The 12,338-nt window shown below is 60.5% G+C and carries 10 protein-coding genes; 5 read left to right on the forward strand and 5 right to left on the reverse strand.

What is annotated here, in order from left to right:
• Window positions 1–91: 91 nt before the first annotated feature.
• Complete coding sequence (locus DM813_RS01600) at window positions 92–529, reverse strand: hypothetical protein (protein WP_128321698.1); 438 nt, start codon at window positions 527–529, stop codon at window positions 92–94.
• Between DM813_RS01600 and DM813_RS01605 the strand changes: the two genes are divergently transcribed.
• Window positions 528–983, forward strand: a complete 456-nt coding sequence (locus DM813_RS01605) for a tRNA (cytidine(34)-2'-O)-methyltransferase (protein WP_128321699.1) — start codon at window positions 528–530, stop codon at window positions 981–983. The two genes, DM813_RS01600 and DM813_RS01605, sit on opposite strands and share 2 nt — an antisense overlap.
• Window positions 984–1,032: 49 nt before the next feature.
• On the opposite strand, the gene secB is transcribed toward DM813_RS01605, so the two are convergent.
• From secB to DM813_RS01620, 3 genes are read right to left on the reverse strand one after another with little or no spacing between them, the layout of a single operon-like run.
• Window positions 1,033–1,521, reverse strand: a complete 489-nt coding sequence (gene secB / locus DM813_RS01610) for a protein-export chaperone SecB (protein ID WP_128321700.1) — start codon at window positions 1,519–1,521, stop codon at window positions 1,033–1,035.
• 41 nt (window positions 1,522–1,562) lie between these two features.
• Entirely contained in the window at window positions 1,563–1,817 is a 255-nt protein-coding gene (grxC, locus tag DM813_RS01615) for a glutaredoxin 3 (RefSeq protein ID WP_128321701.1), read from the reverse strand.
• A 1-nt stretch (window position 1,818) separates the two neighbouring features.
• Complete coding sequence (locus tag DM813_RS01620; protein WP_128321702.1) at window positions 1,819–2,235, reverse strand: rhodanese-like domain-containing protein; 417 nt, start codon at window positions 2,233–2,235, stop codon at window positions 1,819–1,821.
• Window positions 2,236–2,451: 216 nt separating this feature from the next.
• Here DM813_RS01620 and gpmI point away from each other — a divergent pair, with 216 nt between their 5' ends.
• The 4 genes from gpmI (at window position 2,452) to DM813_RS01640 (ending at window position 7,591) form a co-directional block, all read left to right on the forward strand.
• On the forward strand, window positions 2,452–3,987 hold the full coding sequence (gene gpmI / locus DM813_RS01625) for a 2,3-bisphosphoglycerate-independent phosphoglycerate mutase (protein WP_128321703.1): 1,536 nt from the start codon (window positions 2,452–2,454) through the stop codon (window positions 3,985–3,987).
• A gap of 128 nt (window positions 3,988–4,115) precedes the next feature.
• Window positions 4,116–5,399 carry a murein hydrolase activator EnvC family protein gene (locus DM813_RS01630; protein ID WP_128321704.1) on the forward strand — a complete coding sequence of 428 codons (1,284 nt, stop codon included), beginning with the start codon at window positions 4,116–4,118 and terminating at the stop codon, window positions 5,397–5,399.
• 93 nt (window positions 5,400–5,492) lie between these two features.
• Window positions 5,493–6,818: a S41 family peptidase gene (locus DM813_RS01635; RefSeq protein ID WP_128321705.1), complete on the forward strand. Its 1,326-nt coding sequence runs from the start codon at window positions 5,493–5,495 to the stop codon at window positions 6,816–6,818.
• On the forward strand, window positions 6,815–7,591 hold the full coding sequence (locus DM813_RS01640; RefSeq protein ID WP_128321706.1) for a divergent polysaccharide deacetylase family protein: 777 nt from the start codon (window positions 6,815–6,817) through the stop codon (window positions 7,589–7,591). Before DM813_RS01635 ends, DM813_RS01640 begins: the two co-directional genes overlap by 4 nt.
• Before the next feature lie 5 nt (window positions 7,592–7,596).
• Here DM813_RS01640 and DM813_RS01645 read toward each other — a convergent pair whose 3' ends face one another.
• Entirely contained in the window at window positions 7,597–12,303 is a 4,707-nt protein-coding gene (locus DM813_RS01645; RefSeq protein ID WP_128321707.1) for a dermonecrotic toxin domain-containing protein, read from the reverse strand.
• Between the last annotated feature and the right edge of the window lie 35 nt (window positions 12,304–12,338).

Below are 12,338 nucleotides of genomic sequence, written 5' to 3' on the forward strand. Positions count from 1 at the left end.
GGCTGCAACAAAACTGGCACACACCCTGCATTAGTATCAGTACTTCCAGTTTTGGGGGCCTTGGTACAGGCAGGCCGGGGATTCCCCTCTTTTATTCGTGCAGTCTCACCTGCACACGCCAGCGCCCATCGTCCTCTGCACCGGCCCACTCGCCGTGCAGGGGACGGGCCGCCACCAGGGTGACCAGCAACCCGCCATCGCTCTTCTGCACCCGCCAGCTCACAGGTTTGCCCTGCAACTGCAACTGACCGCGCGCGGCCTTGCCTTCAGCCTCGAACAGCAATGCTACCGTCCCCTCGACCGTTTCCCCGTGCAGCTTGGGCGCCTCATTGAACCAAAGGTCCAGACCGCCCTCCACTACCTGCACCTGCTCCAGCTCCCGCGGTTCAGGCGTGGTCAGTCGGCCGATCATCAAGCCCACCAACATGCCGAACAGTGCCAAAGAAAACAGCACACGCGGCCATGCTTTCGAACGCGGGTCCGGTTCAGGAGTAGAATGCTCGCCATCTTTATATTCGGAGCCGTGCATGTTTCACGTCATCCTCTTCCAACCAGAGATTCCGCCGAATACCGGCAACATAATCAGGCTCTGCGCCAACAGTGGCTGTGCCTTGCACCTGATCGAGCCCATCGGCTTCGAGCTGGACGACAAGCGCCTGCGCCGCGCCGGGCTCGACTACCATGAGTATGCCACCCTCAAGCGCCACGCGGACCTTGCCAGCTGCCTGGAAAGCCTCGGCCAGCCACGCCTGTTTGCCTTCACCACCAAGGCCTCGCACCCCTACCACGAAACCGCCTTCCAGCCCGGCGACGCCTTCCTGTTTGGTCCGGAAAGCCGTGGGCTACCCGCCGAGGTACTGGACAGCCTGCCGACCGAGCAGCGCCTGCGCCTGCCGATGCGCGAGGGTTGCCGCAGCCTGAACCTGTCCAATACCGTCGCGGTGACGGTCTACGAGGCCTGGCGCCAGCAGGGCTTTGCCTGAGCCAAGAAAAAAGCGCCCCTCAGGGCGCTTTTTCGGCACATCGCAACAGTTATTGCAGCGAAGGCGCTTCGCCGGCTTCCTGCATGCGCTGCATTTCCTGCGCGTACAGGGCGTCGAAGTTGACTGGCGAGAGCATCAGCGCCGGGAACGAACCACGGGTCACCAGGCTGTCCAGCGCTTCACGGGCGTACGGGAACAGGATGTTAGGGCAGAACGCACCCAGGGTGTGGCTCATTGATGCCGCATCCAGATTCTTGATCAGGAAGATACCGGCTTGCTGGACTTCAGCAATGAATGCCACCTCGTCACCGTTTTTCACGGTTACCGACAGGGTCAGGACGACTTCGTGGAAATCGCCTTCCAGGCCTTTCTGCTTGGTGTTCAGGTCCAGGGCAACGCTCGGCTCCCACTGCTGACGGAAGATCGCCGGGCTTTTCGGTGCTTCGAACGACAGGTCGCGAACATAGATGCGCTGCATCGAGAACTGAGGTGCGCCATCGTCTTCTGCAGCTGCGCCGTTGTTCAGTTGGTCAGTCATGACAGATCCTTCTTTCCAGGGTCTTTAATAGGGGTTCTGATTCAAGCCTTGAGCAGGCCGTCGAGTTTACCGGCGCGCTCAAGGGCATACAGGTCGTCGCAACCGCCGACGTGGGTGTTACCGATCCAGATCTGCGGCACCGAAGTACGGCCGGCCTTCTGGCTCATTTCGGCGCGCACCTGCGGTTTGCCATCGACCTTGATCTCTTCGAACGCCACACCTTTGCTCTGCAGCAGGTGCTTGGCCCGCGAGCAGTAGGGGCAGTAGTCGCTGGAATAGACGATGACGTCGCTCATATCACTTCACCAACGGCAGGTTGTCGGCTTTCCAGCTCGACACGCCGCCAGACAGCTTGGCCGCGTTGAAGCCGGCCTTGAGCAGTTCGCGAGCGGTGGTGCCAGCGTGCTGGCCCATGGCGTCAACGACGATCAGGGTTTTGCCGGCCTTGTGTTTTTCCAGCTCGCCGATACGCGCGGCGAACTTGTCCTGCGGAATGTTCAGGGCGCCAACGATATGACCCGCCGCGTAGTCCTTGGCCGAACGAATGTCGATCACCAGGCCTTTCTCGCTGTTAACCAGTGCAGTCAGTTCACCGGTGCTCAGGCTACGTCCGCCTTTGCGTGCTTCGGTGATGATCAGCAGCACCAGCAGAACGACGAAGATACCAACCAGCAGATAGTGATTTGTTGCGAATTCAATCAGGTGAGCAACCATCGGAGGGTGTTTCCAGGCCATTAAAAATGTTGGCCAGTATACACAGCCCCCAAGGTCGGCCAAAGCCCGCCCGACCGGCTTGTTGCCAGCAATTCTCCTTTACCCCGTGCAGCCCGTCGGACGGCGCACGCTGCCAGGTGAGGTAAATTCGTCTTTCATGGCCAACTTGCCCTAAAATGCGTGCCTTTATCATCTGAACAACCGAGAGTGGGATTGATGACGAGCACGCCAAAACCTTTGGTCCTGATCATCCTGGATGGCTTTGGTCACAGCGAAAGCCACGAATACAACGCCATCTACTCGGCCAACACGCCGGTTTACGATCGCCTGCGCGCTACCCAGCCGCACGGCTTGATCTCCGGCTCCGGCATGGACGTCGGCTTGCCTGACGGACAGATGGGCAACTCCGAGGTTGGCCACATGAACCTCGGCGCTGGCCGCGTGGTGTACCAGGACTTCACCCGGGTCACCAAGGCCATCAAGGATGGCGAGTTCTTCGAGAACCCCGTGCTCTGCGGCGCAGTAGACAAGGCGGCCGGTGCCGGCAAGGCCGTGCATATCCTCGGCCTGCTGTCCGATGGCGGCGTGCACAGCCACCAGGACCACCTGGTTGCCATGGTCGAACTGGCCGCCCAGCGTGGCGCCGAGAAGATCTACCTGCACGCCTTCCTCGACGGCCGCGACACGCCGCCGAAAAGCGCGCAATCGTCCATCGAACTGCTCGACGCTACCTTCGCCAAACTGGGCAAGGGCCGCATCGCCAGCCTGATCGGTCGCTACTTCGCCATGGACCGCGACAACCGCTGGGATCGTGTATCGACGGCCTACAACCTGATCGTCGACAGCACGGCCGAGTACACCGCCGACAACGCCCAGGCCGGCCTCGAAGCTGCCTACGCACGCGGCGAGAGCGACGAGTTCGTCAAAGCCACGCGTATCGGTGATGCCGTCAGGGTGGAAGACGGCGACGCGGTGATTTTCATGAACTTCCGCGCTGACCGTGCCCGCGAACTGTCGCGGGTATTCGTCGAAGCCGACTTCAATGAATTCCCTCGCGCCCGCCTGCCAAAACTGGCCGCTTATATCGGCCTGACCCAGTACTCGGCGAAAATCCCGGCCCCGGCCGCGTTCGCACCGGGCAGCCTGGACAACGTCCTGGGCGAATACCTGGCGAAAAACGGCAAGACCCAGCTGCGCATTGCCGAAACCGAGAAATACGCCCACGTCACCTTCTTCTTCTCCGGTGGCCGCGAAGAGCCGTTCGAAGGCGAAGAGCGCATCCTGATCCCGTCGCCAAAGGTCGCCACCTACGACCTGCAGCCGGAGATGAGCGCCCCGGAAGTCACCGACCGCATTGTCGAAGCCATTGAGCAGCAGCGCTACGACGTAATCGTGGTCAACTATGCCAACGGCGACATGGTCGGCCACAGCGGCGTCTTCGAAGCGGCGGTCAAGGCCGTCGAGGCACTGGACCTGTGTGTCGGGCGCATCGTCGAGGCGCTGGACAAGGTCGGTGGCGAAGCCCTGATCACCGCCGACCACGGCAACGTCGAGCAGATGGAAGACGCCTGCACCGGCCAGGCGCATACCGCGCACACCACCGAGCCGGTGCCGTTCATCTATGTCGGCAAGCGCAACGTGCAGGTCCGTGAAGGCGGTGTGCTGGCTGACGTGGCGCCGACCATGCTGAAACTGCTGGGCCTGGAAAAGCCGGCAGAAATGACCGGCACCTCGATTCTGATCGACGCCTGAAGCCCGTAAACCGGCCGCAACGACCGGTTTTCCGGACCAACGCCTCAACGCAGTTGCCTTGAGGCGTTTTTTTTGCCGCCTGCGGCGGGCATACTAGGCCAGTCTCCATCCCTGGTGTCGCCCACTCCATGTTTCGCGCCCTGATATTACTTGCCTTGACTTGCCTGCTCAGCCCGGCGTTTGCCGATGAGCGCGCGCAAACCCAGCAGCAACTGGACGCCACGCGTCAGGACATTGCCGAGCTGAAAAAAATGCTCGGCCAGTTGCAGCAGGAAAAATCCGGTGTGCAGAAAGACCTGCGCAGCACTGAAACCGACATCGGCAAGCTGGAGAAGCAGGTGGAGGCCCTGCAACAGGAACTAAAAAAGACCGAGGGCGAGCTGGAGCGCCTTGATCAAGAGAAAAAAAAACTCCAGAGCGCCCGCGTTGAACAGCAACGCCTGATTGCCATCCAGGCCCGTTCGGCCTACCAGAACGGCCGCGAGGAATACCTCAAGCTGCTGCTCAACCAGCAGAACCCGGAAAAATTCGCGCGCACCCTGACCTATTACGACTACCTGAGCCAGGCGCGCCTGGAGCAGTTGCGCAACTTCAATGAAACCTTGCGCCAGCTGGCCAACGTCGAGCAGGACATCAGCCTGCAGCAGGCGCAACTGCTGACCCAACAAGGCACCCTCGACACCCAGCGCCAGGAGCTGGAGAAAGTCCGCGCCGAGCGCCAGCAGGTGCTGGCCAAGCTGAACACCGACGTCAAGGCGCGCGACCAGAAGCTCCAGGCCCGCGAGCAGGATCAAGCCGACCTGACCCGCGTACTCAAGACCATCGAGGAAACCCTCGCGCGTCAGGCCCGAGAAGCGGAAGAAGCCCGGCAAAAAGCCCTGCTCGCAGCCCAGGAAGCTGAAAAGCAGCGCCAGCGCGAGGCCCTGGCCGCCAGCAGTGATGCGCCGAAAAAGCCCAGAGTCATCCCCGGTCCACTGGTTTCAAGCAGCGGCGAAACCTTCGGCGGCGCTTTTTCTGCAGCCCGCGGAAAACTTCCATGGCCGGTCAATGGTCGATTGCTGGCGCGTTTTGGCGAAACCCGGGGTGACGACTCACGGGCAAAGTGGGATGGTGTGATGATCAGCGCCTCGCCAGGCAGCCAGGTGCATGCCGTACACGGCGGCCGGGTGGTGTTTGCCGACTGGTTGCGCGGTGCTGGACTTCTGGTCATTCTCGACCATGGTAATGGTTACCTGAGCCTGTACGGCCACAACCAGAGCCTGCTCAAGAGCGCCGGGGATGTCGTCAAGGCCGGTGAGGCGATTTCCACCGTCGGCAACAGCGGCGGCCAGGACAACTCAGGGCTGTACTTCGCCATCCGCCAGCAAGGTCGCCCAAGCGACCCCGCACAATGGTGCCGTGCCCAGGGATAGGTACCCGCCACTCTCTATTTGACGGCGTAGCGCGATATCGGGCTATGCCGAGGCTCCAGCCGGAGCGCTACCAGGATCAGGAGTTCGTTCGACATGCTGCATTCGCCTCGCCTCACCTCGCTGGCCCTGACCATTGCCATGGTCCTCGGCGCGCCCCTGGCCCGTGCGGCCGAGCCTGCCAAGCCAACCGCGGTGCCGGCCACGACGGTTTCTGCGCCAGCAAAGGCGCCGCTACCGCTGGATGAGCTGCGCACCTTCGCCGAGGTCATGGACCGGATCAAGGCAGCCTATGTCGAGCCCGTGGACGACAAGACCCTGCTGGAGAATGCCATCAAGGGCATGCTCAGCAACCTCGACCCGCATTCCGCGTATCTGGGCCCGGAAGACTTCCAGGAACTGCAGGAAAGTACCAGCGGCGAGTTCGGCGGCCTGGGAATCGAAGTAGGCATGGAGGATGGCTTCGTCAAAGTCGTCTCGCCAATCGATGACACCCCTGCCACCCGCGCCGGTATCGAGGCCGGCGACCTGATCGTCAAGATCAACGGCCAGCCGACCCGCGGCCAGACCATGACCGAAGCCGTCGACAAGATGCGCGGCAAGATCGGCGAGAAGATCACCCTGACCCTGGTGCGCGACGGCGGCACGCCCTTCGACGTGACCCTGGCCCGTGCGGTCATCCAGGTCAAGAGCGTCAAGAGCCAGCTGCTCGAAGACGGCTACGGCTATATCCGCATCACCCAGTTCCAGGTCAAATCCGGCGAAGAAGTCGGCAAGGCCCTGGCCAAGCTGCGCAAGGACAACGGCAAGAAATTGCGCGGTCTGGTCCTGGACCTGCGCAACAACCCTGGTGGCGTATTGCAGTCGGCAGTTGAAGTGGCCGACCACTTCCTGACCAAGGGCCTGATCGTCTACACCAAGGGCCGTATCGCCAACTCCGAGCTGCGTTTCTCTGCCGACCCGGCCGACGCCAGCGAAGGCGTGCCACTGGTGGTGCTGATCAACGGCGGCAGTGCCTCGGCCTCGGAGATTGTCGCGGGCGCCCTGCAGGATCAGAAGCGCGGCGTGTTGATGGGTACCGACAGTTTCGGCAAAGGCTCGGTGCAAACCGTGCTGCCGCTGAACAACGACCGTGCGCTCAAGCTCACCACTGCGCTGTATTACACCCCGAACGGCCGTTCAATCCAGGCCCAAGGCATTGTCCCGGACATCGAGGTGCGCCAGGCCAAGCTGACTGCCGAAGCAGACAGCGAAAACTTCAAGGAAGCCGACCTGCAAGGGCACCTGGGCAACGGCAACGGCGGCGCCGACCGTCCGACCAGCAGCACTGCCAAGCGCAAAGAACGCCCACAGGACAATGACTTCCAGCTCAGCCAGGCCATCAGCCTGCTCAAGGGCCTGAGCATTACCCACAGCAAGTGACGCGCTACCTGCTGTGCCTGCTTGTGTACCTGGTGAGCGGTGCCGCGCTGGCGGCGCCCGCTCATCAGGGCAAGGCGTACATGAGCCTGATCATCGACGACCTGGGCCAGAGCACCGCTCGCGACGACCGTACCCTGGCCCTGCCCGGCCCGGTGACGATGGCGATCATGCCCGACACCCCGCACGCCAGCGACTTCGCCCGCCAGGCGCACAAGGCGGGCAAGACGGTGATCCTGCACATGCCCATGGACCCGGCCACCGGGCCCTACGCCTGGCATCCGGGCACACCGTTACCGGAGCTGGCCCAACGCCTGGACGCCGCCCTGGCCAAGGTGCCCTATGCGGCGGGCATCAACAATCACATGGGCAGCCGCATGACCTCGCAAGCCGAGCCCATGACATGGCTGATGGGCGAATTGCAGCGCCGCCACCTGTTCTTCGTCGACAGCCGTACCAGCGCCGCTACCGTGGCAGCTGCCAAGGCCCAGGCGATCAATCTCGCGCATGTATCACGAGATGTATTCCTCGATGACGTGCGTACACCCGAAGCCATTGCCGGGCAATTGCAGCAAGGCATCGACCTGGCGCGCAAACAGGGATCAGCCGTACTGATCGGCCACCCCTACCCGCAGACGCTTGAGGTGCTGGAGCGCGAAATGCCCCGGCTGAAAAGCCAGGGCATTGAGCTGATCACACTCAGGCAGATGATTGCCGAACGCAGTAACCAGGCCATGCCGGCGCATGGCAGCCACGGCGTCTACCGCAACCGCTGAGTCCGTCAGTCGAAGGGGATGATGCCTTCGACTTCGCTCAGCACCAGATTGCCCCGATAGACCGCCAGCAACTCACGCGAGTTACCCCGCACGGCCTCCATCTGCGCTTTCTGGCCAATTTTTCGCTGCGACCAGATCTTCAGGTGGCCTTTGGCAAACCGGCGCGCCGGAACCGTGGCATCCGGATAGTGGAAATGTGCCTCCCAAATGCCTGTTCCTTTGGCATTCCCCCGGGATGGCAAACGGTGGACCTCATAGATATCCAGGTAGTCGTTGGCCGAGAGCATTTTTCGGCGCGTGGTGGGGCGAATGGATATTTGTTTTTCCCTGAACAGGAAACGCAGGCCGGTTGCCGTTGGGTGGCTGGTCGTCAGGTAATAGCTGGTCAGCAGATCATGCTGTGTATTTTCAAGGCGTTCGATGGCATCCGACAACTTCGCACCAAACTCCGCAGCGATGCCTGTGCTTTCCAGCGCCTCACCGGCTTCCTTGAGCCGCTCGACAAGCCCCTCCACGATTGACTGCATGCCAATCGGCTCAGACTTCCCGATGTAGCGCTGGGCCAGTTCGAGCGTGGGTTCAAGCTGCCCCAGAGCCTTGCGCGCCATCGACCTGGCAACACCTACGTCATGACTGTTGTCGCTTGGCTGAAGTTCATCGACAGGCTCCTCGACGTCCTCAACCCAGACGCCTTGCTGTTTGCGGAAAGTCTTGAGGACTTTAGTGCCTGATGGGTCCTTTTGCTGCACGACATCATGACCGTCGACCTGCACTTCTTCACCGATGACACTACGCCCGTTGTGTGTCTTGACCACGCGGTGTTTGCCCGTTCGACGCCGGTACACCCGTGTTGTGGGCTGCACCGGATCAAAAAGCTCAGACTCGCGAATGGCCATGGCCATTTCTTCCTGCGCCGAGTCAATCAAGGTATCCAGCACCTTCAAGTACTCATTGAGGGTGTCCGTCTTGATCACCTCATCACCCGACTCAGCGAGCAACACTGCATGCCCCTGGGCAACCTTGTAACTGTCCAGCACTCCGCCTAACAACTCAAGCCGCTGCGCCGCTGGCACCTCGATCACCTCCAATTTCCCATGCTCGATTCCCGCGCTCTTCAGCGCGTCACTCCACAACTGTGCGTGGTAACGGATGAGCGCTTCTTCATCGTCTCCAGCTCCGCGATTCAGGCATAACTCTGCCAGATGCTCGAGCAACTCCAACTGCAGATCGGTAAACGTAAGGCGTCGCTTCTCGATCAGCCCATCCAGCTCTACCTGCTTGTTCTGGCGCTCACCGCTCTCGTCCTTGAAGACAATTTCGACGTCTTTGAGTGTTTCTATCAGCAGCCCATCCAGAAGCTTGGATATCCATACCAGATCGAGTTGCTTGGCAACGACGCTTTCAAGCATTGACCTGACATAGTCATAGTGCTCAAGCTCAGTCTTACTGATTGGCCGTGCCACCATGTTGTCGATGAGCTCCTGCACGTCGATATCATTGATGGTGATTCGCGTATCGTTGTATAGCGCCACTAAGTTCTCGATGACCTGCTGACGCACAATGCTTCGATGAAGTTTTATCGCTGGCATCAATTTCTGCCGGGCAAACTTGGGCTGAACCAATTGGGTCAAGACCTTATCCAGCTTCAGGTCCGCCTCGATCATGGCTTTCAAATCCGCCATCACCTGGTATTTGGCTCTGAGTACATCGCGGCGGGCCAACTTGATTTTCTGTTCAAACGCCAGCTTCAAAGGACGGCCGGCAGGATTGTCGGGCACTTTGTCCCGCTGAGCTTCGAGCTTCTCCGCATGTCTTTCTCGATTGAACCATTCGGATTTGCTCAAGCCAAAGCTTTCCGCGACGCGGTTACGCTCGTCACTAAAGTCCGCCTGTTGCGTGTAGAGTGCATCGTATTCTTTCTGGTTATCCTCTCGGAGCAGATCTGCCCGACGTCTCGGACCTCCTCCGAGCAACCGCAAACCCGCGTCGATACGCCATTGCCCATGGCGGTAATTCAGCCAGGGACCTTTTTTCCCATCAGCACCTAGAACCTGCACACCTTTATCAGACACCTCCACAAGGTAAGTGTCGCCCACCAGGCTGGTGTAATAATTCTCACCGATCCGGTACAAACCGCGTTCAGGCCCGGACTCAAGTGCCTCAACGCCATTAAGAGAGACGCCAGAGCGCAGCCCTTGCAGAGCCTTGCGTTGCTCGGTCGGGAGCGCGTTGAACCCTTGCCTGCCACGCCAGGTAAAATCCAGCTGCACACCGGGGCGCTCGGCGAGTGAGCCAGGCAAGCCTTGTTTGCCCATTGCAGGCTCCTGGGCGGCGCTTGCCAGACCAGGCCCAGGCGGCAGACCGTCAAATACAACCGGATCGGGAAAACGTCGTGTCGGCGCCGCGTCTCCTTTCGGCAAACGGGCATGGAACATGGCCATGCCAAGGTTCAGGATCAAATCAACCACAGCCGCCGATCGCTCAAAATCACTGCCTTGATTGAGCGCTGCCACATCAGATTCCAAGCCTTTGATGACCTGCACCAACCAGGCCACGCTGGCCACAGGCCCGCGCAACAACAAAGTGACGACGTCAAACAGTAACCAGGCGCCTTGCACAAGCAATGCCCAATGGCTTTCGGCGCTGGAAACCGACTGACGATCAGCCAGCTCAACCAGCAGATCTCGGTTAGCCAGGTAAAGCTTGGCATCGACATCAAACTGCCAGAACTGCGCAAAGAAACTTGCCGGCTTCACCGGCTCAGGCAACAACTGGGTATCCAGAATCGGCCGCCCCAGGTGCGGCTCACTGAATCCGCCGTGATCGTAGATGCGTCGTGCTTGGGGTTTCAGCCACTCAAGGATGCTGTCCTGCAGTGTGCCGGGCTGACGAATCGCCGCCATCATCGCCTCAAGGCTGGCGAATTCCTTCAATGCTGCAGCGCTGTACAGCGGGCGATACAGCAGCACGGTCGCGGGCTCTGTCGAAAACAGCACATACATGCCACTGACCAGATCAGGTTCACGGCTTGCCGGCTCACAACTGAACGCCAGCGGCATCAACATGATGCCCGGCAAATCCCGGTCGACATGATCGCCACAGTAGTCGACCACACACTGCAGACCTGCCTCGCTGAGGGTGCCGCCCAATTTAGCGGTCAGTGCGCTGAACAGCAGCGAACAGCGCCATTCCCGGGCAAAGCAGCTCACCCGCTGCTCGCGGGTGGCCGAGTCGTCCAGTTGCTGTGCGACATACCCAGGATAGTGGCCGCCGATATCGACCTTCTCGACCAGCGAGCGGACATAATCAACGTTCAGCCAGTCCATGATCAGCTGTCCGTTGCGGTGCTCGATCGTAGTCAAGGTTGCGCCTTGCAGTGAGCTCAGATTGCCTATAGCGAACTGAGTCAGGGTCATGCTCCGGGTTTCCACCACGCCATCGCCAACACCCACGCCCGCTCCACCCGGTACGCCTCTGGTGAGCGTAAGCGTCAGGTTCAGATCGTCGGGAAAGTAATTGGCATCGTCCGGATGGTCGATCAGCAGTTGCGAGCGCAAACGCGCGCTGGCATAGCTGTGCAGGTCCTGCACATCGTCGAGCGCGGCTCTGCCCTTCGATTGCGCCTGGGCCAGAGCAAGCTCGAACAGTCCACACTGGTATGCAAAGCTGTCTGCCGCCGAAGCTCCGATTAAACCCGGCGCTACCGCGACACTCGCATCACCGCTAGCCACATAACCTTCGATGAACCATTGCGCGGGGTCAGTCAATGCGGCATGCAACGCCTCCATTTCAGCAACGTCTGTGTGCCGCGCGCCATGCAGCCGCTGCAGATTCTCCAGCATGATATTGAGCAGCAGCGCCGCTTGCTGGGAGAAGGGATCGCCTTCCAGTTCATAACGGTTCCAGCTCATCGACTCGAATGCGTAGCGGCTCGCCATTTCGTCCTGCAGCGCTGAGGCAAAGTCATCCAGCGAGTCAAAAGCCCTCACCACACTCGAGGGCGCGCACCACAACACCACCTCGCGCTCATCCCACTCGCCAACCACCAGCAGGTTCGGCAGCATGCGCAGGAATCTCTGCCCGTTGGCGGCGAGCTGTACTTCCACGGTGAAAACGCCGGGCTGCTCGTGCGCACCTTTCAATAGTCCATAGATACAGGCTTCCTGTGGGTCGCCAAGCCCTTGAAGTGGCAGGTTGCGCAGCAGCGCCAACTTCAGTGTCTGCTGCAGCCAACGATCCCGGCTGACGCCGGCACTTGATACGTCAGACCAGTAATCGATCTGGGCTTGCTGAACGTGGTACGGCAACTCCAGCAGCAGATCATTGATCGAATCGGTGATGCCTTTCAGCTCGATGTACTCAAAACCATCGCTGCCCTCGAAGCGATAAGGCTCGACAAAGTACAGTCCATGCGCTTCCTCATAGAGCATCTCCAGATTCAGCGCTGTGCCATCCATTAAGGCCTGCAACAAAACTTGAATCAGCGGCACTGACAACCGAGCGTTTCCTGGCCCAGACTGGGGAATCAGCAGACGCAGCGGCTCAGCGTCGGTCAGCAACGGCCGGACAGTGGAGAGCTTGGGATGGCGCTCGACCAGAAGCTGCAAGACCTTGCGCCCGACCACTTGACGCAGGGTCGGGCGACTGGCGAACTGCAAGGCCACAGCGCGTTTGAAATCCTGCGCCGACAGACGGGTTGTTTGGCTACTCATAAGCGTGACGCTCCATACAGACGGTAAGCCTCCAC

Origin of the sequence: Pseudomonas alkylphenolica, assembly GCF_004025535.1 — a bacterium.
Taxonomy (GTDB): domain Bacteria; phylum Pseudomonadota; class Gammaproteobacteria; order Pseudomonadales; family Pseudomonadaceae; genus Aquipseudomonas; species Aquipseudomonas alkylphenolica_A.

What these genes read in the sequence shown, in the direction of transcription:
- secB (WP_128321700.1), bottom strand. Translation starts at nt 1,521, where the DNA reads ATGACTGACCAACTGAACAACGGCGCAGCTGCAGAAGACGATGGCGCA.
- DM813_RS01605 (WP_128321699.1), top strand. Translation starts at nt 528, where the DNA reads ATGTTTCACGTCATCCTCTTCCAACCAGAGATTCCGCCGAATACCGGC.
- DM813_RS01630 (WP_128321704.1), top strand. Translation starts at nt 4,116, where the DNA reads ATGTTTCGCGCCCTGATATTACTTGCCTTGACTTGCCTGCTCAGCCCG.
- DM813_RS01600 (WP_128321698.1), bottom strand. Translation starts at nt 529, where the DNA reads ATGCACGGCTCCGAATATAAAGATGGCGAGCATTCTACTCCTGAACCG.
- DM813_RS01635 (WP_128321705.1), top strand. Translation starts at nt 5,493, where the DNA reads ATGCTGCATTCGCCTCGCCTCACCTCGCTGGCCCTGACCATTGCCATG.
- gpmI (WP_128321703.1), top strand. Translation starts at nt 2,452, where the DNA reads ATGACGAGCACGCCAAAACCTTTGGTCCTGATCATCCTGGATGGCTTT.
- grxC (WP_128321701.1), bottom strand. Translation starts at nt 1,817, where the DNA reads ATGAGCGACGTCATCGTCTATTCCAGCGACTACTGCCCCTACTGCTCG.
- DM813_RS01620 (WP_128321702.1), bottom strand. Translation starts at nt 2,235, where the DNA reads ATGGTTGCTCACCTGATTGAATTCGCAACAAATCACTATCTGCTGGTT.
- DM813_RS01645 (WP_128321707.1), bottom strand. Translation starts at nt 12,303, where the DNA reads ATGAGTAGCCAAACAACCCGTCTGTCGGCGCAGGATTTCAAACGCGCT.